This is a genomic window from Pelomonas candidula, from assembly GCF_043555985.1.
GTDB classification, from domain to species: domain Bacteria; phylum Pseudomonadota; class Gammaproteobacteria; order Burkholderiales; family Burkholderiaceae_C; genus Pelomonas; species Pelomonas candidula.
This window is the reverse complement of record NZ_JBIGIC010000001.1, coordinates 390601-410974: the sequence shown is the minus strand read 5'-3', so window position 1 is coordinate 410974 and position 20374 is coordinate 390601. Positions and strand designations below refer to the sequence as shown.

The window sequence follows — 20374 nt, the reverse complement described above, 5'->3', positions numbered from 1 at the left end:
CGGGCTTGCTCAGCGCAGCTGGGCCGGGGCCGATTGGTAGAAGCGGCGGTAGGGCGCGTACTCGTGTCCGTCCGAGGCGACGAAGTAGGCCTCCGCCGGCAGTCCGATCAGCTTGGCGCCGGCCGCCAGGATCTCGCGGCCCTGCGGGTCCTGGGCCATGCCGGTGAAGGCCTTGGCCACGGCCTGCGCGTCGCGCGCCGGCACTTTGGGCGACACCATCAGGGCCAGGTCGTAGTACGGCTCGGAGTTCCACAGCACGCGGAACTGCTTGCCCTCGCGCCTGGCATAGCCCTCGACGAGCTGCGAGTTGGCGCCCACCGCGGCCACCTTGCCGCTGAACAGCTGGGCGAAGGCGCCGTCCATGTTGCCGCCGAAGACGGTGCGCACGTTGATCCTTTGCTGCAGCAGCTGGGCATAGGTCGTCTTGTAGGCGATGAAGGCTTCGGGGCCGGGGAAGCCGATCTCCTTGCCTTCCAGCTGGGCGAGGCTGGTGATGGATGAGTCGGCCGCGACGACGATCTGCCCATGCAGCGCCGGTGTGTTGCGGCGGCCGAAGACCTTCCAGCCGAGCTGATCCCGCTCCGGGCTGAACAGGTGGTTGGTGAAGGCGAACTCCACCTCCTGTGCGAGCACGAAGGCGGTCGTGTCGGCCGACGTGCGGCCAAGCTTGAGCGACAGCTTCACGCCGCTCTTCTCCGACACGTAGGCGACGATGGGGTTCCAGTACGACGCCGCCGTCGTGATGTTGGCCTGGTTGACCGGCGAGAAGCGGTACTCCGTCTGCGCGCGGGCGGGCAGGGCAAGGCTGGCGGCGGCCAGCAGCAGGGCAATGGCTTTCATCGGTCCTCCAGCGTCCACGCCATGGTGAACCGATTGTGGGCAAGCGGGCCGCACTTTCCCAGTGCGTGTCGTGGTGAAAAGGCCGCCGATCGAGATGGCCGGCGGCCGGAGCGTGAACTTCTCCGCTGCCGGCGGGGTCAGTCCGGCACGGACACCCGGGCTACGGCAACGGGCGCCGGCCGCCCCGCAGCCTGCCGGGCCGCCCGGCCCTGGTCGATTTCGGCGCGGATGGCGGCGAGCTCCACCTGGCGCTCGTCGCGGTAGAACAGGTTGTAGGCCTCGAACGGGATCAGCCGGCCGTCGGGCCGCGCGATGTGGATGCAGCTCTTCTTCAGTGCGCGGATGTCCAGCGACTGCGCATCCATGAACTGCACGATGAGCACGCGGAACACGTCGCGGTAGCTGAGCTGCGGCGCGGCGATCTTCGGCAGGCAGCACAGCAGCTCGGACAGGCAGTTGCTCTGGCTCTCGGGCGAATGGTTGGTGGAGAACAGCTTGAAGACCGCGGCCTTCAGCGCCGGGTCGCCTTCGAAGACGATGGTGCTGCGCTCCCCGGACAGCAGCGTGGCGGCATCGAGATAGCGCGTCAGCGGCACGAGGCCACCTTCGCCGCGGATGGCGTAGGCCATGGCCAGCGTGTCGGGGTTGCAGGGCACGGGCAGCACGTCGGCAGCCGTGAACACACCCGATTGCTCGGCGATGCGTCGGCGCAGCTCGCTGACGGTGAGGCGGTGCTTTGCGGCGTCGTAGGCGTCCACGCGGCCGGCGTTCTGGATGGGCTGCAGCGTCACGCCGCGCACGCAGGCGAACGACTGGCCGTGGCGGATCACGTCGCCGATCTCGTCGTCGTTGACGCCGCGCTTGACCGTCATGACCAGCGTCGTCGACAGGCCCAGTGCGTCCAGCCGCTTCAGCGCCGCCTCGTGTGGGCCGCGCAGGTCGGCGCCGCGCAGGTCCATCAGCGCCTCGCGCCGCAGCGAGTCGAACTGCAGGTAGACCTCCAGTCCCGGCGCGTACGTCGCCAGACGCTCGGCGAAGGCGGCGTCCTGCGCGAGGCGCAGTCCGTTGGTGTTGACCATCAGGTGCTTGATGGGCCGGGCCTTGGCCGCGTCGAGGATGTCGAAGAACTGCGGGTGCAGCGTCGGCTCTCCGCCAGAGATCTGCACGACGTCGGCCTCGCCCTCACTGGCGACGATGGCGTCCAGCATCGCGATGACCTCGTCCAGCGAGCGGTGCGTCAGCCGCTCCGGCCCGGAGGCCGCATAGCAGGTGGGGCAGCGCAGGTTGCAGTGGTCGCTGATCTCGACGATGGACAGGCAGCTGTGCTGCATGTGGTCGGGGCACAGGCCGCAGTCGTAGGGGCAGCCGTATGTCATGGGCGTGGCGAAGCGCTGCGGCATCTCGGGCGGCTTGACGAACACCTCGCGGCACTGCCGGTAGTAGGCCGCGTCGTCGCTGACGAGCACGCGCTCGGTGCCGTGTGCCGGGCACCACTTGTCCATGAAGACCTGCCCGTCCTTGATGACGATCTTGGCCTCCACCGGGCGCAGGCAGGTCGTGCAGACGGACTGCGTCGTGTCGTAGAACAGGTAGGGGCGGACTTTGCGGGTCATGTGGTCTTGCAGGCAGCGCGCAACGTCAGGGGCAGGTAGACGGCCAGCGCGACGAGGCAGGTCCACTGGATGCCCGACAGCCCTAGCGGCCAGGCCACCGGCACCGGCTTGAGGAACTCCACGAAGAAGCGCCACAGCAGGTAGCTGGCGAGAAACAGCTTGAACGCCAGGCCCGGTGTCGCCAAGCGCGCGCGGTGCAGCGCGGTGCCGAGAGCGAGCACGACGGCGATCTCGTAGAGCTGCGTCGGGTGGCGCGTCGTGCCGTCGCCGAAGTCCACGCCCCACGGTAGCGACGTCGCCAGGCCGTAGGTGTCGTCATGCAGGCCGGCGAGAAAGCAGCCGACGCGGCCGATGGCGAGGCCCAGGGCGATGGGCAGCACCATCGCGTCGCCGGTGCTGCGGGTCCGGCCGGTCAGGGCCTTGGCGATCTCCACGCCGACGAGGCCTCCCAGCAGGCCGCCGACGATGCTCTGGCCGGGCACGATGAGCTCGTGGCTCAGCCAGATGGCCCGCGCCACGTCGGGCCGCTCGACGAGGAAGACGAGCTTGTTGCCAATGGCCGCGCCCAGCAGCAGGCCGACGAGTACGCCGAAGTTGCCGGGCGCCAGCGCGCCGCCGCGGTGCTGCTGCCTCAGCGTGCGGCGCCACATCGCAGCGCCCAGCGCCATGCCGGCCCAGGCGAAGGTGCTGTGTACCCAGCCGGCGGTGGTGACGTCGGCGATCAAGGGTCAGCGGTCGATGCTCTGAAGAACTTGCGACCAAGCCACCAGGCCAGCGCGCCACCGATGAGCAGGCTGGGCACGGAGATGACCAGGATGGCCGCCGAAAAGTTCTCCGGGCCGCCCTGGAACAAGCCGATGGTGCCCATGAAGGTGAACACCGCGCCGCACAGGCCCGCCGCACCGAAACCCAGCGTCGCCACCGCGAGCAGGCATAGCAGGACGAATCGCGCGAGGACGGAGCCCGCCCCCTCGCTCATGCCGCCGCTCCGCCAAGCAAGGTGCGAACGCGCTGCTGCAGGGCATCCGGCGACACCTCCGCCGGCTTCATCGGCGCGTCCACCGTCAGGCTGATGCGGCTCCAGAAGCCGCGGCGCAGCGGCTTGGTCATCGCCTTGCCGCCTTCCACGCGCGAGAAGAAGCTGCCCCACAGATTGCCCAGCGCCATCGGGATGACGGGCACGTCGGGCATGCCGTCGATGAGCTTCATGACGCCGCCCTTGAACGGCTGCAGCTCGCCGTCGCGCGTGATGCCGCCCTCGGGGAAGATGCAGACCATCTCGCCGTCTTCCAGCACCGCGCGGGCGGCGGCGAAGGCGGCCTCGTAGGTGGCCGGGTCGGTCTTCTGCGGGGCGATGGGGATCGCCTTGGCGAGCTTGAACATCCAGCCCAGCACGGGGATCTTGAAGATCTGGTGGTCCATCAGGAAGCGGATGGGCCGCGGGCTGGCGGCCATCAGCAGCACGGCGTCGACGAAGCTCACGTGGTTGCAGACCAGCACGGCCGCGCCGGTCGTCGGCAGGCGCTCGTCATGCACGACGCGGAAGCGGTAGACGATGCGCGTCAGCACGAAGGCCGCGAAGCGCAGCAGGTACTCCGGCACGATGAGGAAGATGTAGAACGCGACGACCGCGTTGGCGATGCCGACGGCCAGGAAGACCTGCGGGATCGTCAGGCCCTGGCCCAGCATCGCGCCAGCGATGACGGAGCTGGCGATCATGAACACCGCGTTCAGGATGTTGTTGGCCGCGATGATGCGGGCGCGGTGGCTGGGCTGGGCGCGCAGCTGGATCAGTGCGTACATCGGCACGCTGTACAGGCCGGCGAACAGCGCCAGCAGCGTCAGGTCGGCCAGCACGCGCCAGTGGGCGTGTACGGCCAGGAAGCCGCCGACGGTGTACGGGGCGCTGGCAGGCAGTCCGGTCGCCGCGAAGTAGAGGTCGATGGCGAACACGCTCATGCCGATGGCGCCCAGCGGCACGAGGCCGATCTCGACGTGGCGCTTGGACAGCATCTCGCACATCAGCGAGCCGATGCCGATGCCGATGGAGAACACCGCCAGCAGCAGCGATGCGACCTGCGGGCTGCCGTGCAGCACTTCCTTGGCGAACGCCGGGAAGTTGCTGAGGAACACGGCGCCGAAGAACCACATCCACGAGATGCCCAGCAGCGAACGGAACACGGCGACGCCTTCGTGCGCGAGCTTGAGGTTGCGCCAGGTCTCGGTGAAGGGGTTCCAGTTGATGACGAGGTTCGGGTCGGTCGACGGGCTGGCGGGAATGGCCTGCGCCGTCGCGCGGCCCAGCACGGCCAGCACCAGGCAGGCGATGGCCACGTGCTGCGGGCCGACGACCGGCGTGTCGACGAGGATGCCGCCGGCCAGCTGGCCCAGCAGGATGGCGACGAAGGTGCCCATCTCCACCATGCCGTTGCCACCGGTCAGCTCACGCTCGCTGAGCTGCTGCGGCATGTAGGCGTACTTGACGGGGCCGAACAGCGTGGAGTGCAGGCCCATCAGGAACACGCAGAACAGCAGCCCCGGCACGTTGGCGGTCCAGAAGCCCCAGGCGGCGATGGCCATGATGGCGATCTCGAGGCTCTTCACGAGCTGCATCAGCCGCGCCTTGTCGTGCTTGTCGGCGAGCTGGCCGCTGGTGGCCGAGAACAGCACGTAGGGCAGGATGAACAGCGCGCCGATGACCAGGCCCGCCATCTTCGGAGCCAGCCAGCTGAGCTGCAGCTGGTAGGTCACCATCAGCGTGAACGCGAACTTGAAGACGTTGTCGTTCGCGGCGCCGAGGAACTGCGTCCAGAAGAAGGGCGCGAAGCGGCGTTGGCCCAGCAGGGCGAACTGGTTGGGATGTTCGGTGCTCATTTCTGGATTTGTTGTGGCGAGTCGGACAGGTTGGCGCGCGGCAGCCAGGCGAACATCGAGTCGACGGTGACCGTGTCGATGTGGCTCGTAAAACGGCGCGCGCTCGGATGATCGTCGAAAGCGATGTTGGCCTGCGTGAGCCGGCCCCCCAGGCGGGTCAAGGTGGACAGGTGCAGGTCGGTGGGCTGGTAGCCCTGGGCTTTCAGCCAGGCCTGCGCATCGCGACGGTTGCCGATGTTCGGCGCTGCGGCGCCGGCCAGCGTCTCCAGCACCCACTGGTTGCTTTGCTGGTAGGTCGTCGCGAACGGGTAGGCCACCATGCTGTAGCGGCGCTCGTTGAAGCGGGCGACGCGACGGTTGTCCGTCAGCACCGGCAGCAGCGCCTGCTGCAGCTCAGGTCTCAGCACGACGAAGGCGGCGTCGTAGCGCTGGGGGTTGTCGAGGAAGAACTCGCCCAGCCCCTGGCGGTACAGCGCGGCGTGGTCGGTGCCGCAATGGTTGAGCTTGTGCATGACGCGCCAGACGGCGGGCTGTTGCGTCGTGTCCTTGTAGACGAAGCCCAGGTGCGACCACTGCAGGCCGTGCTTGGACAGGTCCTGCCCCGCGCGGGCCAGCAGCACGACCTGCGCGCCACTCGCGTCGAGCTGGCGGGCCGTGGCCTGGGCGAGGTTCAGGCCCTGCTCGATCTGGCGGGCTGTCGGCGGCTTCTCCTCGCAGGGCCGGCCGGCGTGGGCTGCCGTCGCCGCTGCCGCGAGCAGCAGCGCCGCGGCGAGCGGTTTCACCGGCTCACCTGCTCGTTGTAGAGCAAGGCCTTGCCGATCTCGTTGGGGATGAAGGCGATGGCCTCGCCGGCTGCGGACAGCACGACACCGGCGCCGATGACCGACACCGTGACCACCGTGCCGGCCGACACGACGACGCCCTTGGCGAGCTGGCCGGCGGTGCGCAGGCTGATGCGCACGCCGTCCGACGCTCGCTCCAGCACCCACACCGTCGCGCTGCCGACCACCTCGACGCTGACGACCACCAGCGTCACGCCTGCCACGAGGAGGGATGCCGGCACGGCGCTGAGCGTGACGCCGCCGGCGCTGATGGCCGTGACGGACAAGGCCACCGGCGCGAGCGAGATGGCGCTCACCTCCGACTGCGCGTGCGCAGCCAGCGCGAGGGATAGCGTGAGGGCGGCAAGGACGGGCTTCATGACGGGCTCCTGAGGATGTCGATCACTGGGCTGGGCTGTCGCCGGCCAGCGCTTCACGGCGGCCCTGCAGGCGCGCTTCGAGCATGTCGGCCTCGTGGGCGTCGCGCAGCATCTTGGCCAGCGTGAAGACGTTGGAGATGAGGTAGAGCCAGCAGACGCCGAGGTAGGCCTTCCACACCGGCTGGACTTCCATGCGGTACAGGCCCCAGCCCGTCAGGCCCATGGCCAGCGCGAAGCCGGTCCAGACGACGAGGCGCCACATCGGCGTGTCGACCTGGCGGTCCTGGTTGTCGCGGATGAACTTGGCCAGCGCGAACGCCGTGGACAGGCAGAAGACGTAGCCCATGATCATGAAGGCGCGGTCCAGGTCGGCGCCGGGCAACCAGGCCAGGCCCGAGCCGCACAGCATGACGCTGAGGCCGAACGACAGCCAGACTTGCAGGCGCCAGGCACCGGTGTCGCGGCGGATGGTCATGGGGGACGGCATCGAAGAACTCCCTGTCGGTTTTGAATGGGCGCGATCTTGCGCGATGCCTCGATGGGTGGCCTCGGGAATAGTTCCGAGGCGCGCGGCGAGCGACGTCAGGTAGCGTTTCACGCCACCGCCGGCCGCTCAAAGTGGCGTCGGGTCGAAAAAACGACCGGAGACAGGCGTATGTCACGCCACCGGGCGAGCCGTTTCAGGGCCAGGTCGAACAGCAGCGGGTTGTGCTCGCGCAAGGCTTCCAGCGCCGGCAGGTCGGCGGCGTCCAGCAGGCCGGCGCTGGCAACGGCGGGCAGGCGGATGGCGGCCGGGATGCCGGGCAGCGGGTAGTCCGACCCGTGCAGCAGGCGCGGGTGCCAGTCTTGCCGCGTCAGCAGCGTGCGGGCGACGTCGGCGCTGCGGTTGGCCTGCAGCACGACCGAGATGTCGCCCAGCAACCGGTCGCCCCAGTCCTCGTCCATCAGCCGCGCGAACAGCGAGAAGGCCGGTGCGAGGCGGGGGCGCTTCTGGTCCAGGTCCAGCGCCGTGCCCAGCGACGCGCAATGCGCGACGACGACACGCACGCCGTGCGCCAGCGCGGCGCGCACCAGCAGCGGGTTACCCAGCTCCTGCCGGCCCGCGCCGGGCACGGCGTGCTCCTCGCCGCAGTGCACGATGACCGGCAGCCGGGCCGCGGCCAGCCGGTCGTAGAAGGGCCGCAGCCGCGCGTCGCGCAGGTCGATGTTCATCGACGAGGGCAGCCACTTCAGTGCGACGGCGCCGTTCGCGATCGCTGCGTCCAGCCGCTGCAGCGCGTCGGGCCGGTAGGGGTGGATGGACGCGACCCAGGCGAAGCGCTGCGGCGTGTCGGCGGCGATGCGGGCCGCGTAGGCGTCGGGCACGTGGAAGGTCGTGTGTGTCGTGTCGGGCCAGCCGGCGGCGTCGCAGGCCTGGTCGAAGGCGAACAGCATCCAGCGCGCGCCTTCGGGGAAGTCCGCCGCCAGCGCCTGCAGCCGCTGCACATAGGCGCGGTCCACGCTGGGCGCGTCGGCCGGCACGCAGGCGGCGTTCAGGATGAAGCGCTTGCGCAGCATTTCGACCGGGTGCCACCACTGGCTCAGCTGCGCGTTGACGGAGCAGCCCGAGCCGGAGTCGCCGGTGCCGAGCAGGTGGGTGTGGACGTCCCAGAGCTGGGTCGGGTCGAGGCCGTCGAACGCGCGTTCGACAAGCGGCTTCAGCGTCTCGGGAATACCGCTTCGGCAGGGGTTGAGCATGCCGGCGCGTGCCGGGCCGGCGAGCGAGGTGAACAGGCCGGCGGCGGCGCCGCAGCACAGTAAATGGCGTCGAGTGAGCATGGCGACGACTGGGGCGGTTGGGACGGGGCGCGACTGTCGCGGCCGCCTGCCGTAGCGCAGCCGTTTTTGTGCCGGTGGCGCGGCGGCTGCGCCCGGCGGTGCCGCCATGCGCTACCGTTCGCGCCCATGTCGAGCACGCAATCCCTCGTGGCCTTGATCAAGGCCGAGTTGAAGAGCCAGGGCCTGAGCTATGCCGAGCTGGCGCGGGAGCTCGACCTGTCCGAGTCCAGCGTGAAGCGCATGCTGGCGCCTGGCGGCGAGATGCCGCTGTCGCGCGTGGACGAGATCTGCCGCGTGTTGAAGCTGGAGTTCGCCGAGCTGGCCGCTCGCATGGCAGCCCAGTCGCCCGCGCAGCGCGAGCTGAGCCTGGAGCAGGAGAAGGCCGTCGTCGCTGATCCCAAGCTGCTGCTTGTCGCCATCTGCTGCCTGAGCCTGTGGGCGCTGGAGGACGTGCTGGCGCGCTACCGGCTCAGCGAGGTCGACGCCGTCGCGGCGCTGGTGAAGCTGGACCGGCTGGGCGTCATCGAGCTGCGGCCCAACAACCGCTACAAGCTCAAGGTCGCCAAGACGCTGCGCTGGCGGCCGCAGGGGCCGGTGATGACGTTCTTCCGAGAGCGCGTGATGGCCGACTTCTTCGCCGGCGGTTTCGACGGCGAGGGCGAGCTGCTGACGCTGGTGCACGGCGAGTTCGGTGCCGGCCACGCGCGCGAGCTGGCCGAGCGGCTGCAGCGGGCGGCCGACGATTTCGCGCGTCAGCACCTGCTGGACCAGAAGCTGCCGTCGGCCGAGAAGCGGCCCTACAGCGTCGTCATCGGGCTGCGGTCCTGGGTGTTCGAGGCCTTCCGGGACCTGGAGCGCACGGGGCTCGGGCAGCGGCGCGGCTGAGGCGCCGCCGCCCCGGTCCTCAACGCCGCGCGTTCGGGTTGCGCAGCGGCGCCGAGAACGGCTGCACCCGGCCGTTGACCTCGATCTGCAGGCTGCCGTTGGCGAAGTACAGCCGGCCGACCTGCGTGCCGTTGCTGGCCAGCGTGATCTCGCCGGAGCCGCTGGTGTAGCCGCCGGTCGACGTGTTGAACGTCAGCGTGAGCGTGCCTTGCGCGACGTAAGGCGTGCCAGACACCGTGAACGCGATGCTGTTGTAGCCCACGCTCGTGGCCGTCAGCATGCCGTCGCTTGTGCGGGTGGTGGACCCGATGGTCAGGCTGCCGCCCGATAGCGTGGCCTTGAGTGACAGCAGGTTGTTGGTGATGCTGGCGCCGCCGGCGGGCGTCACGGTGACGGATTGCGTCACGCTGGTGGCGTCGGTACTGCCGCTCAGCGCGACGCTGGTGCCGCCGTCGACGGTGTAGTCGCTGCCGCCGTCCACCATGCGCAGGCTCGACAGCGTCACAGTGGCGCTGCCGTTGACGGGCATGCTCAGGCCGCTGAACCGGTAGTCGGCCGTGCCGGCACCGCTGTAGCGGGTGCCATCGTTGACGCAGTCGGTGAAGCGCGTGGCCAGCAGGCCACTGGCGGGCAGCGGCTGGCCCACGGTCAGGGCCGCGCCGCCCAGCGTCGCGCTGACGCTGCCGGTCTGGCACACGGCACTGCCGGCCAGCACCACGCCGTTGTCGTCCGTGACGATCAGCGGCGACGTCATCGCCTGCAGCCACCAGCTGCTGGCGCCCAGCACGCGCAGCAGGTTGGCCTGGTCGGTATCGCTGCCGCCCGGCCGCACGGTCAGCAGTGCCGTGTTGCTGACCACCTCACCCTGCGAGTTCGTCAGCTTGACGCTGAAGAGCGCGCCGTCGTCGGCGGCCGTCAGCACCGGCGTGGTGTAGACCGACGCCGTGGCGCCAGCGATGGCCGTGCCGTTCCTCAGCCACTGGTAGGTCGGCACGGGCGTGCCGGTGCCTTGCACGAGGAAGCTGGCCGTGAGGCCGATGTTGGTGGTCACGGCCGCCGGCTGCGAGGTGATGGCCGGCGCGGCGAGCGTGGCGTCCGCGACGCTCAATGTCGCCTCGGGGCTGGTGGCGCTGCCGAGGGCGTTGCGCACGACGACGCGGAAGCGGGCACCGTTGTCGGCCAGCGTCAGCGCGGGCGTGCGGTACACGGCCGCGGTGGCGCCGGCGATGTCCACGCCGTTGCGCTGCCACTGGTAGGCCAGCGGCGCGCTGCCGGACACCGTTGCCGTGAAGCTGGCGGTGTCGCCCACCTTGGCACTGGCGTCCTGCGGCGCTGTGGTGATGGCGGGTGCCACGGCCGGGGTGACATGCAGCACGGCGGTGCCGCTCGCGGCCTGGCCGACGCTGTTGCGCACGACGACGCCGTAGCGCGCGCCGTCGTCGGCCAGCCGTGCGGAGATGCTCAGCGTGTCATAGGTTTCGCCGGGCAGGTCGACGCCGTTGCGCTGCCACTGGTAGCGCAGGTCGCCGCCGGTGGCGACGACGCGGAAGAAGGCGTATTGCCCCGCCACGGCCGTACGGTCCGCGGGCGAGGACACCACCTGCGGCGCCACCGCGTCGGCGACGACGAGGCAGTTGGGCAGTGTGATGTCGGTGGCCGAGGGGCCGACGCTCACCGTCGGTGTCGCGCGGTCGCCGACGGAGGCGAACACCTCTGCCAGCGAGTTCTTGCGGATGGCGACGTCGAACTTGCCGTTGCCGTCGGTGGGGGCGTAGCTCACGCCGGAGTAGTCCACGCCGGAGGACTGCACCAGCGCCCAGGTCACCGGCTTGCCGGTGCTGTCGACCACGCAGCCGTGGACGAAGATGGTGTCCATCTCCATGTCCGCGTTCCAGCTGCTGAAGTGGGCGACCGTGCCCTCGTAGTAGCTGCCGTCGGCGGTGACCTTCAGCGTGGCCTGGCCTTCCTGCACCCACTGGCCGGTGGCCTCGTCGAGATAGAACAGCGGCACGGTGGCCGGCGGCGTGGCCGAGCGGCTGGCCAGCGGGATGCGGATCGTGGCGGTGGTGCCGGCCTTGAGGTTGAGCTTGTTGCCGGCGGCGTCGCGCAGGTCCACGTTGATGGCGCCGAAGCTCTCGATGGCGCGGCCCGTGCTGGCGACGTAGCGGCCCGGCATGGCGCCGGGGTTGCGCGCGGGGTCGATGACGCTGAGGCGGGCGCTGAGCGTGCCGGTGGCTGCGGTGCTGCTGCCGTCGATGACGAAGCCGTTGGCCGGCAGGTCCACACTGGCCAGCGTGTTGGCGACGCTCAGCGTGCCGGGTGCGGTGGCGCTGAAGGTCTGCGCCGAGCCGGCGGCGACGAGGCGCTTGGTGATGCTGGTGGCCAGGTTGGATCGGACGGGCAGCGGCAGCACGGCGTCGAGATGGCCGTCCGCCTGAATGCGCAGCACGACGGCGTCGGCCGGCGCGAGGCCGTTGAGCGAGAAGCGGCCCTGCGCGTCGCTGACGGCGCTGGTGCCGGCGGCCGTGATGCGGGCGCCGGCCACCGGGCTGGCATCGGCCGCGCTGAGCACCTGGCCGGTGATCTGGCCGGTGTCCGCGGGGACCTGGGTCGCCGGAGGCTGGGTGCTGCTGCCGCCACCGCCGCCGCAGCCGGCCACGAAAGCAGCCAGGCAAAGGCTGGCGAGCGCGCCACGCAGGCGCTGAATGCTGAATGACATCGGAACTCCCTCTGTGGTCGGGCCGGGCGCTTGTGGCGCCCGCCGGCCCCGCTTGGACGCGAGGCGGCCGCAGTGTAGGAAGCGGCCCGGCCGCGTTCAGGGTTCTCCCCTAGAACCACAGGCCCCGCGACCGGGGGGTCACCAGAATTCCCAGCGTCCGCTCCAGATGACCCAGAGGCCCAGCAGCCCGTTCGTCACCGCGTGCGCGATGACGGCCGTCCACAGCTTGCCGGTGCGGCGGTACAGCAGCCCGTAGGCCAGGCCTGCGATGACGGCGGCCAGCCACAGCGTGTGGGCCAGCGTGAAGACGAAGGTCGACAGCACGACGGCCTTCAGCCCGACGGTCTGCGGGTCCACGCGCTCGAAGCCGGGGTGCTGCACCCAGCGCATCAGGAAGGAGCGCCAGAACAGCTCCTCCATGACCGGCACGACCAGCGCCGCGCCGGCCAGCCGCAGCGCGATCAGCGGCCAGATGGGCTGGCCGGCGGCGTCCAGCGGCACGAACGTGGCGGTGGCTTCGCCGAGCTGCATCCACGGTGCGTCCAGCCGCACCCAGACCGCGAAGACGGCGATACCGACGACGACGGCCCAGCCGGCCTCGCGCGCGTCGGGCAGCGTCTGGCGCACCAGCTCGCCGTAGCTGCGTCGGTATGCGGCCAGCAGGCCGGCGACGATGAGGGTCTGGGCGCCGTAGATCCAGCGGGCGTCGATGCCGAAGCTGTCGGGCAGGTAGCCGCGCAGCGCCAGCAGGGCCATGAAGACCACGAAGGGAACGCAGCGCGCGAGGGCGGCGGGGCTGAACGCAGGCGTGTGGGCGGGCATGTCGGCGCCAGCTTAGCGGCGGGGCATGACGCCTTCGGGGCTGCGGCCCCCCAAGACCCAGGGGGCCAGCAGAACGGGCGCCCGAAGGCGCCCGCTCAATGGAGCAGGAAGGCTCAGCCCAGTTCGGCCAGGCGGGCCTCGATGCGCGCCTTCGTGGCCGGCAGCTCGGCCGGCAGGTGGTGGGCCAGCTGCGCGAACAGCTCGGCGTGCAGCTTCATCTCGGCCTGCCACTCGGCGGCGTCGATGCGCGTGACGGTGTCGAACTGGTCCTGCGAGAAGTCCAGGCCGTCCCAGTTCAGGTCGGCGTAGCCGGGCGTCACGCCGAACACGTGCTCCTCGCCGCCGCCGGTGCCTTCCAGGCGGTCCAGCATCCACTTCAGCACGCGCATGTTCTCGCCGTAGCCGGGCCAGACGAACTTGCCATCGGCGCCCTTGCGGAACCAGTTGACGCAGTAGATGGCCGGCAGTCTGGCGCCGCTGGCCTTCAGCTTGGCGCCCAGGTCCAGCCAGTGCTGGAAATAGTCGGCCATGTTGTAGCCCATGAAGGGCAGCATCGCGAACGGGTCGCGGCGCACCACGCCCTGCTGGCCGGCGGCGGCGGCGGTGGTCTCGCTGCCCATCGTGGCGGCCATGTAGACGCCTTCGGTCCAGTCGCGCGCCTCGGTCACCAGCGGCACGGTCGTCGAGCGGCGGCCGCCGAAGATGAAGGCGTCGATCTTCACGCCTTCGGCATCGTCCCAGGCCGGGTCCAGCGCGGGGTTGTTCGTCGCGGCGACGGTGAAGCGCGCGTTCGGGTGCGCGGCCTTGGCGCCGGTCGCCTTGGCGATCTCGGGCGTCCAGTCCTTGCCCTGCCAGTCGATCAGGTGGGCCGGCAGCGCCTTGTTCGCTGCATCGGCCTCCATGCCCTCCCACCAGACGTCGCCATCGTCGGTCAGCGCCACGTTCGTGAAGATCACGTCGCGGTCCAGGCTGGCCATGCAGTTGGGGTTGGTCTTGTGGTTGGTGCCTGGCGCGACGCCGAAATAGCCCGCCTCGGGGTTGATGGCGCGCAGCGAGCCATCGGCCTGGGGCTTGATCCAGGCGATGTCGTCGCCGATGGTCGTGACCTTCCAGCCCTCGAAACCCTTGGGTGGCACCAGCATCGAGAAGTTGGTCTTGCCGCAGGCGCTCGGGAAGGCGGCGGCGACGTGGTACTTCTTGCCCGCCGGGCTCTCGACACCCAGGATCAGCATGTGCTCGGCCAGCCAGCCCTGATCGCGGCCCATGGTGGAGGCGATGCGCAGCGCGAAGCACTTCTTGCCCAGCAGTGCGTTGCCGCCATAGCCCGAGCCGTAGCTCCAGATCTCGCGCGTCTCGGGGTAGTGGACGATGTACTTGGTCTTGTTGCAGGGCCAGCTCACGTCGGCCTGGCCGGCTTGCAGCGGCGCGCCGACCGTGTGCACGCAGGGGACGAACTCGCCGTCGGTGCCCAGCAGCTCGATGACGGCCTGGCCCATGCGTGTCATCGTGCGCATGTTGACGGCCACGTAGGGGCTGTCGCTCAGCTCCACGCCGATGTGGGCGATGGGCGAGCCCAGCGGGCCCATCGAGAACGGCACGACGTACAGCGTGCGGCCGCGCATGCAGCCCTTGAACAGCGCCTGCTCGCCGGTCTGCAGCAGCTCGCGCATCTCGGCCGGGGCCATCCAGTTGTTGGTTGGGCCGGCGTCTTCCTTGCTGGCGGAGCAGATGAAGGTGCGGTCCTCGACGCGGGCGACGTCGCTGGGGTCGGAGTTGGCCAGGTAGCTACCGGGGCGCAGCGCGGGGTTGAGCTTCTTGAACGTGCCTGCTGCAACGAGCTGATCGCACAGGCGCTGGTACTCGTCGGCGCTGCCGTCGCACCAGTAGACGTCGGCGGCCTCGGTCAGCGCCGCGATCTCGGCGACCCAGGCGATCAGCCGGGCGTTCTTGACGTAGGCGGGCAGGTTCAGGCGCAGGCCCTGCATCGCGGGTTGGTTCATGGGAAAGCTCCGATCAAGTGGATGTGTTTGGGTCAGCCACCGGAGCTGGCCCAAGCACACCGGCTCGGGCGCGCATTGTGGAATTCAATGTAATCAAGCCGTAACCACCGGGATGGGTGTTCCCATGCAAAACCGTAATAACTCCATGCTGGCGCGAGATCTGAGGCACTTCAGCGGCGAAGGCGGCCTGGCGTCGTGACGAAAGGGCGTGAAACATGGTGAACCTTTTGAACCTTTTTCGATCCCGCCATGGCCGCCTCACCCTGCCGGTGATGGGATGCGACACGCGCCGGGTCACCGACCCGGCGCGTGTCGTAGTCGACGTTCAGCGGCTGGCCAGACCCTTACTTGACGTAAGGCCAGCCGTCCGACGTGAAGCCGAGCGTGTTGATGCCCAGTGTCGCGCGGCCGCTGTTGTTGCCGTCGTAGTAGTGATAGACGAAGGTCGGCGCGTTGCCGTTGCCGGCGTCCGTGAACACGCTGCCACCGCCCGAGCCGATGACGTTGCCATGCGTGCTCAACAGGATGGTGCCGCCGCCGGCTGTCAACGCAACACCGCCGCGGTCGACGTAAGGGCCGGTCACGCTGGTGGAGCGGCCGACGATGGTGCGGTAGGTGCTAGCCGTGCCGTTGCAGCAGACGTTGATCGGTGCGAAGTAGTAGTAGCCGCCGTAGTAGTAGATGAACGGACCTTCCTCGCCCGCGGTGCCGCGCTTCGCAAGCGTGTACACGGTCGTGTTCGTCGTCGATTGCAGCCCGGTGCTGGGGTTCAGCTGCATCAGGTGGGTGCCATCGGTCCATGACCCCCAGGCCATCCACCAGTTCCCGCTGGCATCGGTGAACGGAGCCGGGTCGATGGCGTTGTCGGTGGTGGCCGAGAAGCCGGATGGCGGTGACGTCGTGCTGCTGGTCCAGGACTTCTTGACGAAGCCCTTGTCCGTCCAGGGGCCGGCCGGCGACGTGCTGGTCGCCACGCCGATCACGGCCTCCGCGCCGGTGCTGGGCAGATAGGGTATCGAGTAGTACTGGTAGTAGGTGCCGTTCGACACCAGCAGGCTGGGCGCCCACAAGTCGGTGTTGGCGCCACTGTTCCAGCCCTTGGGTGTTTGCAGGCCGCTCCACGAACTGAAGTCAGGACCGATCGACGGGCAGGTCGAGTAGCCCCCCAGCTGTGTGGTGGTGCAGTTGGTGTAGGCCGTGAAATTGACACCATCGGTCGAGGTGGCCACCGTCTGGTGCGTGCCGTACAGCCAGTAGGTGCCGCTGGCGTCGCGCAGCATGAACGGGTCATGCACATAGATGCCATTGCCGGCAACGGAGCGCGGAGCCGGGTAGGGGGTGGCCTTGGTGTTCACCAGCTGCCACTCCTGGCAGGCGCAGTTGGTCAGAGCCCATTGGTCGATCGTGGCCGTGTCTGATGTGCTGGCCAGATAGGCCTCCAGATACTTGCCGCTGTTGACGTTCTGGATCAGGTAGTTGCCGTCGGCGGCCTGGGTGACCGTCCATAGATGGTCAGACGTGCCGTTGTCGGCCCATTGCACGATCTGCGCGCCATCGGCGGTGGAGGCGCTCGACACGCCCAGCACCTGGTGGGTCAACATGTTCTCGATGTTGTACTGCCCGTTGCCCATCGGCATGAAATGCCACAGGTGATCGGCCGTGCCGTTGTCTTCCCACTGGACGACCTTTGAACCCGCCGTCTGGCTGGCGCCCGAGATGCCCAGCACGAGGCCGCTGTTGACGTTCTTGATCTTGTACTGGACGCTGGTGTTGATGGTGATGGCGGCGTGCGCCGGGAGCGCGATGCCAGCCAGCCCGGCCAGCATCACGATGCATGCAAACAATCGTTTCATGAACACTCCATGGAAGAGCGGCGAGCACGGCTCCGCGCGACCCGCGCAGCAGGCTCGATGAATCCACAAGGGTTGATTCCCGATTCGATTCGTCCTCGATCAGTCGCTGGTACCGAGGCAAATCGGGAATGGGAGGACGGCCCGAGCGCGTCGGGGTACTGCAGTTGTCTCCGGGTTTTGGTTTCTGTGCCGTCGCATTCGCTTCTCGCGATGCGCGAACTTTTTTACTGCCGGCTCAGGTTAGTCACGGACGACGGGTGGAACCAATCATTTTTCTCATGCGCCCGATATTCGTTTCAGCATCTGGCGCAGGCGCGGGCGAGCCGCCCGTGCTCTGCGGGCGCGCCTGACGAGCGGGTTGATCTCAGCGCAGCCGCAGCCGGCTGCCGTCCGGCCCGTTGGCGGCGACGCTGCCGATCTCGGCCGCGGCTGCGAAGCCGTGGCGGTGGAACACGGCCAGCACGTCGTCGACGGCGCCGGCGTCGCAGGACACCAGCAGGCCGCCGCTGGTCTGCGGGTCGGTCAGCAGCGCGCGGTCGGTGGCGGCGAAGCCGTCGGGCAGCACGACCTCGGTGCCGTAGCCGGCCCAGTTGCGGCCCGAGGCACCGGTGACGAAGCCGCGTTCGGTCAGCTCGCGCACGCCCGGCAGCACCGGCACGCGGGCCCAGTCCAGCTCCACGCTGGCGCCGGCGCCGCGCGCCAGTTCCAGCGCGTGGCCGGCCAGGCCGAAGCCGGTCACGTCGGTCATCGCGTGCACGCCGTCCAGCGCGGCGAGGTCGGGGCCGGGCGTGTTGAGCTGCGTGGTCGTCGCGATCATCCGCGCGTAGCCGTCGGCGTCCAGCGCCTCTTTCTTCAGCGCGGCCGACAGGATGCCCACGCCCAGCGGCTTGCCCAGCACGAGCCGGTCGCCGGGTCGCGCGTCGGCGTTGCGCTTGATGCGCTTGGGGTGCACGACGCCCAGCGCGACGAGGCCGTAGATGGCCTCGACCGAGTCGATGGTGTGGCCACCGGCGATGGGGATGCCGGCCGCGCCGCAGACGGATTCGCCGCCGGCGAGGATGCGGCCGATGACGTCCACCGGCAGCACGTTGATCGGCATGCCCACCAGCGCCAGCGCCATGATGGGCTTGCCGCCCATCGCGTAGACGTCGCTGATCGCGTTGGTCGCGGCGATGCGGCCGAAGTCGAACGGATCGTCGACGATGGGCATGAAGAAGTCGGTCGTCGCGATGACGGCGATGTCGTCGGTCAGCTGGTAGACGGCCGCGTCGTCGGCGGTCTCGATGCCCACCAGCAGCTGCGGCGGCACCGGCAGCTGGCGCGTGTTCTTCAGGATCTCGCTGAGGACGCCGGGGGCGATCTTGCAGCCGCAGCCGCCGCCGTGGGACAGTGAGGTCAGGCGCAGGACGGCGGGCGTGGACGAAGCAGTGGTCATGGAACTCGCCTAGGTCAGTGAAGCGATGCGGGCGGCCAGGGCCTGGATGCCCTCGTCGGACAGATCCTCGCAGGCCACGCGCCGGGCGTGCGGCAGCCTTTCCAGGTGGCGGCCCTGCGAGCGGGCGTAGAGCGGGTCGTAGTGGCGGGCCATCAGCGCCTCGAACAGCGGCGGCAGGTCGCTCGCCAGCGCCCAGGCCTGCCACTCGGCCAGCACCTCCCGGGGCAGCAGCTCGCGCAGCGTGCCGAGCTTGTCGGCCAGGCCCTGCGGGTCGTCGCCCAGCCAGGCGTAGTCGCGCAGCAGGTAGGCCAGCCGCGCGGCCGGCGTGGCGGCGATCTCGACGACGGCGCTCTCGCGCAGCCGCGCCAGCAGCGGCTCCGGCACCGTGATGCGGCCGATGCGCCGGCTCTCGGCCTCCACCCACACGCGGCGGGTGGCGTCGAGTGCGGTCAGACGGTGCATCAGCTGCGTCTCGAAGCCCTTCTGCGACGGCTGTGGCCGGCCCGGCACGGCGCCCAGCACCGAGCCGCGGTGGGCCGCGAGGTCTTCCAGGTCCAGCACCTGCTCGCCCTGGGCGGCCAGCGCCTGCAGCACGCGGGTCTTGGCGCTGCCGGTGGGGCCGCACAGCACGCGCAGGTCCAGCCGCGGCGACAGCACCGCGATCTGCTCGATGACGTGGGCGCGCCAGGCCTTGTAGCCGCCGCGCAGCTGCTGGGCATCCCAGCCCACCAAGCGCAGCCAGTTGACGAAGCTGCCGCTGCGCATGCCGCCGCGCCAGCAGTAGACGAGGGGGCGCCAATCCTTGGGCTTGTCGCGGAACTGCTCGTCCAGGTGGCGGGCGATGTTGCGGGCGACCATGGCGCCGCCGATCTTGCGCGCCTCGAAGGCCGATTGCTGCACGTAGATCGTGCCGACGATGCGGCGCTCGTCGTCGTCCAGCACGGGGCAGTTGATCGCGCCGGGGATGTGGTCGAGCGCGTATTCGGCTGGGGAGCGCACGTCGACGAGGACCGTGAACTCACCCAGCTCGTTCACGGTGGTGGGCTTGTGACTCATGGGAGCCCGGCAGATTACACCGGCCGGCTTTTCACCCCGGCTGCGGCGTGGCCAGGCGGCGGCGCAGCGCACGCATCAGTGCTCCCAGCACGGGCAGCTTGGCGTACAGCTCCTCGGCGGCGTCCCAGTAGTCTCGGTGCAGCTGGACGAGGCCGTTGGGCGAGTAGCGGATGTGAGTGGCGCCGCGGATGACCATGGCCTCGCCGCGCTCTCGCAGGAAGTGCAGCTCCCAGGTCAGGAAGGCGTTGTCGCCTTCGCTGGCGGATACCTGCACCGTGAAGCGCGGCTCGCGCAGCTCCTCGAACATCTGCGTGAAGACGCGGCCGATGGCGGCGTGGCCGCGCACGTCGTTGAACGGGTCCTTGAAGCGGGCGTTCTCGGCGTACAGCGCCAGCAGCGCGGGCAGGTTGTCGCGTGTGAGCTGGGTGTAGGCGTCGACGAGGCGGGTCGTGCGGGTGTCGGGCATGGTCGTCGGTCGGTGTCAGGCGCCGGTCATGCGGCGTACGGCGGCGAAGTACCAGGCGTCGGGCAGGCAGCGCAGCAACCGCACCCAGGCGGTGAAGCGGCGCGGGAAGTTCATCTCGAAACGCCCCTGCGCCCAGCCCTTCAGCATGTGCCGTGCGGCTTCCTCAGGCGTGATGAGCGCGGGCATCGCGAAGGCGTTCTGCGCCGTCAGCGGCGTCTCGACGAAGCCGGGGTTGACGATGGACACGCCCAGGCCCAGCGGGTGCAGGTCCAGGTAGAGGTTCTCGGCCAGGTTGTTCAGCGCCGCCTTGGTCGGGCCGTAGGCCAGCGACATCGGCAGCCCGCGGTAGCCGGCCACGCTGCCGACGAGGCTGAGGTGACCCGCGCATGCAGCGGTCAGCATCGGCAGCACGGCGTCCAGCAGGTTCAGCACGCCGCGGTAGTTGACGTCCAGGTGGCGCTCCATCTCGGCGCGGTCGAGCTGCGTGGCGCGCTGCGCCTTGTAGTGGCCGGCGCAGTAAAGCACCAGCGCCGGTGCGCCGCCGGCCAGCTTCCGCACGGCCTGCGCGGCAGCGTGCACGTCGTCGGGGCGCGTGACGTCCAGCGGCAGTGCGACGCTGCCTTCGTGCTCGCGCGTGAAGGCCTCCAGCGCATCGGCCTGCCTCGCCGAGACGACGACGCGCGCGCCCTGCGCATGCAGCGCCGCGGCGGTGGCCCGGCCGATGCCGGACGACGCGCCGATGACCCAGGCGCAGCGGCCCTGCCAGTCGCGCAGTGGCGGATTGAGGGGCAT

Annotated in this window: 18 protein-coding genes; 1 reads left to right on the top strand and 17 read right to left on the bottom strand. The window is 69.7% G+C overall.

The genetic code is table 11. The features are described 5' to 3' along the window. Positions 1–9: 9 nt before the first annotated feature. The 9 genes from ACG04R_RS01970 to ACG04R_RS01930 form a co-directional block, all read right to left on the bottom strand. Complete coding sequence (locus tag ACG04R_RS01970) at positions 10–840, bottom strand: phosphate/phosphite/phosphonate ABC transporter substrate-binding protein (RefSeq protein WP_394406016.1); 831 nt, start codon at positions 838–840, stop codon at positions 10–12. A 137-nt stretch (positions 841–977) separates the two neighbouring features. Further along, a complete protein-coding gene (locus tag ACG04R_RS01965; protein WP_394406012.1) occupies positions 978–2453 on the bottom strand; it encodes a radical SAM protein in 1476 nt (491 codons plus the stop codon). After that, on the bottom strand, positions 2450–3178 hold the full coding sequence (locus tag ACG04R_RS01960; protein WP_394406010.1) for a prolipoprotein diacylglyceryl transferase: 729 nt from the start codon (positions 3176–3178) through the stop codon (positions 2450–2452). The genes ACG04R_RS01965 and ACG04R_RS01960 overlap by 4 nt, the downstream gene beginning before the upstream one ends. Then, positions 3175–3432 (bottom strand): hypothetical protein, encoded by a 258-nt coding sequence (locus ACG04R_RS01955; RefSeq protein WP_394406009.1) that lies wholly within the window; start codon positions 3430–3432, stop codon positions 3175–3177. The genes ACG04R_RS01960 and ACG04R_RS01955 overlap by 4 nt, the downstream gene beginning before the upstream one ends. Next, the gene (locus ACG04R_RS01950) at positions 3429–5327 is read right to left on the bottom strand and encodes an MFS transporter (RefSeq protein ID WP_394406006.1); all 1899 of its coding nucleotides are present in this window, start codon (positions 5325–5327) and stop codon (positions 3429–3431) included. Before ACG04R_RS01950 ends, ACG04R_RS01955 begins: the two co-directional genes overlap by 4 nt. Further along, positions 5324–6109: a DUF2145 domain-containing protein gene (locus tag ACG04R_RS01945; RefSeq protein ID WP_394406004.1), complete on the bottom strand. Its 786-nt coding sequence runs from the start codon at positions 6107–6109 to the stop codon at positions 5324–5326. Before ACG04R_RS01945 ends, ACG04R_RS01950 begins: the two co-directional genes overlap by 4 nt. Beyond that, complete coding sequence (locus ACG04R_RS01940; RefSeq protein ID WP_394406002.1) at positions 6106–6528, bottom strand: hypothetical protein; 423 nt, start codon at positions 6526–6528, stop codon at positions 6106–6108. The genes ACG04R_RS01945 and ACG04R_RS01940 overlap by 4 nt, the downstream gene beginning before the upstream one ends. Positions 6529–6550: 22 nt before the next feature. After that, on the bottom strand, positions 6551–7003 hold the full coding sequence (locus ACG04R_RS01935) for a YiaA/YiaB family inner membrane protein (protein WP_394406000.1): 453 nt from the start codon (positions 7001–7003) through the stop codon (positions 6551–6553). Positions 7004–7122: 119 nt separating this feature from the next. Then, positions 7123–8346 carry an amidohydrolase family protein gene (locus tag ACG04R_RS01930; protein ID WP_394405998.1) on the bottom strand — a complete coding sequence of 408 codons (1224 nt, stop codon included), beginning with the start codon at positions 8344–8346 and terminating at the stop codon, positions 7123–7125. Between the two features lie 126 nt (positions 8347–8472). Here ACG04R_RS01930 and ACG04R_RS01925 point away from each other — a divergent pair, with 126 nt between their 5' ends. After that, the gene (locus ACG04R_RS01925) at positions 8473–9231 is read left to right on the top strand and encodes a helix-turn-helix domain-containing protein (protein WP_394405995.1); all 759 of its coding nucleotides are present in this window, start codon (positions 8473–8475) and stop codon (positions 9229–9231) included. A 19-nt stretch (positions 9232–9250) separates the two neighbouring features. Here ACG04R_RS01925 and ACG04R_RS01920 read toward each other — a convergent pair whose 3' ends face one another. From ACG04R_RS01920 to ACG04R_RS01885, 8 genes are all read right to left on the bottom strand, one after another. Beyond that, positions 9251–11950: a carboxypeptidase regulatory-like domain-containing protein gene (locus ACG04R_RS01920; RefSeq protein WP_394405994.1), complete on the bottom strand. Its 2700-nt coding sequence runs from the start codon at positions 11948–11950 to the stop codon at positions 9251–9253. 138 nt (positions 11951–12088) lie between these two features. Further along, positions 12089–12772 carry a CAAX prenyl protease-related protein gene (locus tag ACG04R_RS01915; RefSeq protein ID WP_394405992.1) on the bottom strand — a complete coding sequence of 228 codons (684 nt, stop codon included), beginning with the start codon at positions 12770–12772 and terminating at the stop codon, positions 12089–12091. Positions 12773–12885: 113 nt separating this feature from the next. Continuing rightward, the gene (locus tag ACG04R_RS01910; RefSeq protein ID WP_394405991.1) at positions 12886–14772 is read right to left on the bottom strand and encodes a phosphoenolpyruvate carboxykinase (GTP); all 1887 of its coding nucleotides are present in this window, start codon (positions 14770–14772) and stop codon (positions 12886–12888) included. A gap of 344 nt (positions 14773–15116) precedes the next feature. Then, positions 15117–16625: a family 43 glycosylhydrolase gene (locus ACG04R_RS01905; protein WP_394405988.1), complete on the bottom strand. Its 1509-nt coding sequence runs from the start codon at positions 16623–16625 to the stop codon at positions 15117–15119. Positions 16626–16989: 364 nt separating this feature from the next. Next, entirely contained in the window at positions 16990–18060 is a 1071-nt protein-coding gene (gene selD / locus ACG04R_RS01900; protein ID WP_394405986.1) for a selenide, water dikinase SelD, read from the bottom strand. Between the two features lie 9 nt (positions 18061–18069). Next, a complete protein-coding gene (gene mnmH / locus ACG04R_RS01895) occupies positions 18070–19116 on the bottom strand; it encodes a tRNA 2-selenouridine(34) synthase MnmH (RefSeq protein WP_394405985.1) in 1047 nt (348 codons plus the stop codon). Between the two features lie 31 nt (positions 19117–19147). After that, a complete protein-coding gene (locus tag ACG04R_RS01890; protein ID WP_394405983.1) occupies positions 19148–19582 on the bottom strand; it encodes a nuclear transport factor 2 family protein in 435 nt (144 codons plus the stop codon). 15 nt (positions 19583–19597) lie between these two features. After that, positions 19598–20374 (bottom strand): SDR family NAD(P)-dependent oxidoreductase, encoded by a 777-nt coding sequence (locus ACG04R_RS01885; RefSeq protein ID WP_394405982.1) that lies wholly within the window; start codon positions 20372–20374, stop codon positions 19598–19600.

Bases quoted from the DNA above. Each gene is read 5' to 3' on its own strand.
- ACG04R_RS01970 (WP_394406016.1), bottom strand. From the start codon at position 840: ATGAAAGCCATTGCCCTGCTGCTGGCCGCCGCCAGCCTTGCCCTGCCC.
- ACG04R_RS01965 (WP_394406012.1), bottom strand. From the start codon at position 2,453: ATGACCCGCAAAGTCCGCCCCTACCTGTTCTACGACACGACGCAGTCC.
- ACG04R_RS01955 (WP_394406009.1), bottom strand. From the start codon at position 3,432: ATGAGCGAGGGGGCGGGCTCCGTCCTCGCGCGATTCGTCCTGCTATGC.
- ACG04R_RS01950 (WP_394406006.1), bottom strand. From the start codon at position 5,327: ATGAGCACCGAACATCCCAACCAGTTCGCCCTGCTGGGCCAACGCCGC.
- ACG04R_RS01940 (WP_394406002.1), bottom strand. From the start codon at position 6,528: ATGAAGCCCGTCCTTGCCGCCCTCACGCTATCCCTCGCGCTGGCTGCG.
- ACG04R_RS01935 (WP_394406000.1), bottom strand. From the start codon at position 7,003: ATGACCATCCGCCGCGACACCGGTGCCTGGCGCCTGCAAGTCTGGCTG.
- ACG04R_RS01930 (WP_394405998.1), bottom strand. From the start codon at position 8,346: ATGCTCACTCGACGCCATTTACTGTGCTGCGGCGCCGCCGCCGGCCTG.
- ACG04R_RS01925 (WP_394405995.1), top strand. From the start codon at position 8,473: ATGTCGAGCACGCAATCCCTCGTGGCCTTGATCAAGGCCGAGTTGAAG.
- ACG04R_RS01920 (WP_394405994.1), bottom strand. From the start codon at position 11,950: ATGTCATTCAGCATTCAGCGCCTGCGTGGCGCGCTCGCCAGCCTTTGC.
- ACG04R_RS01915 (WP_394405992.1), bottom strand. From the start codon at position 12,772: ATGCCCGCCCACACGCCTGCGTTCAGCCCCGCCGCCCTCGCGCGCTGC.
- ACG04R_RS01910 (WP_394405991.1), bottom strand. From the start codon at position 14,772: ATGAACCAACCCGCGATGCAGGGCCTGCGCCTGAACCTGCCCGCCTAC.
- ACG04R_RS01905 (WP_394405988.1), bottom strand. From the start codon at position 16,625: ATGAAACGATTGTTTGCATGCATCGTGATGCTGGCCGGGCTGGCTGGC.
- selD (WP_394405986.1), bottom strand. From the start codon at position 18,060: ATGACCACTGCTTCGTCCACGCCCGCCGTCCTGCGCCTGACCTCACTG.
- mnmH (WP_394405985.1), bottom strand. From the start codon at position 19,116: ATGAGTCACAAGCCCACCACCGTGAACGAGCTGGGTGAGTTCACGGTC.
- ACG04R_RS01890 (WP_394405983.1), bottom strand. From the start codon at position 19,582: ATGCCCGACACCCGCACGACCCGCCTCGTCGACGCCTACACCCAGCTC.
- ACG04R_RS01885 (WP_394405982.1), bottom strand. From the start codon at position 20,374: ATGCCCCTCAATCCGCCACTGCGCGACTGGCAGGGCCGCTGCGCCTGG.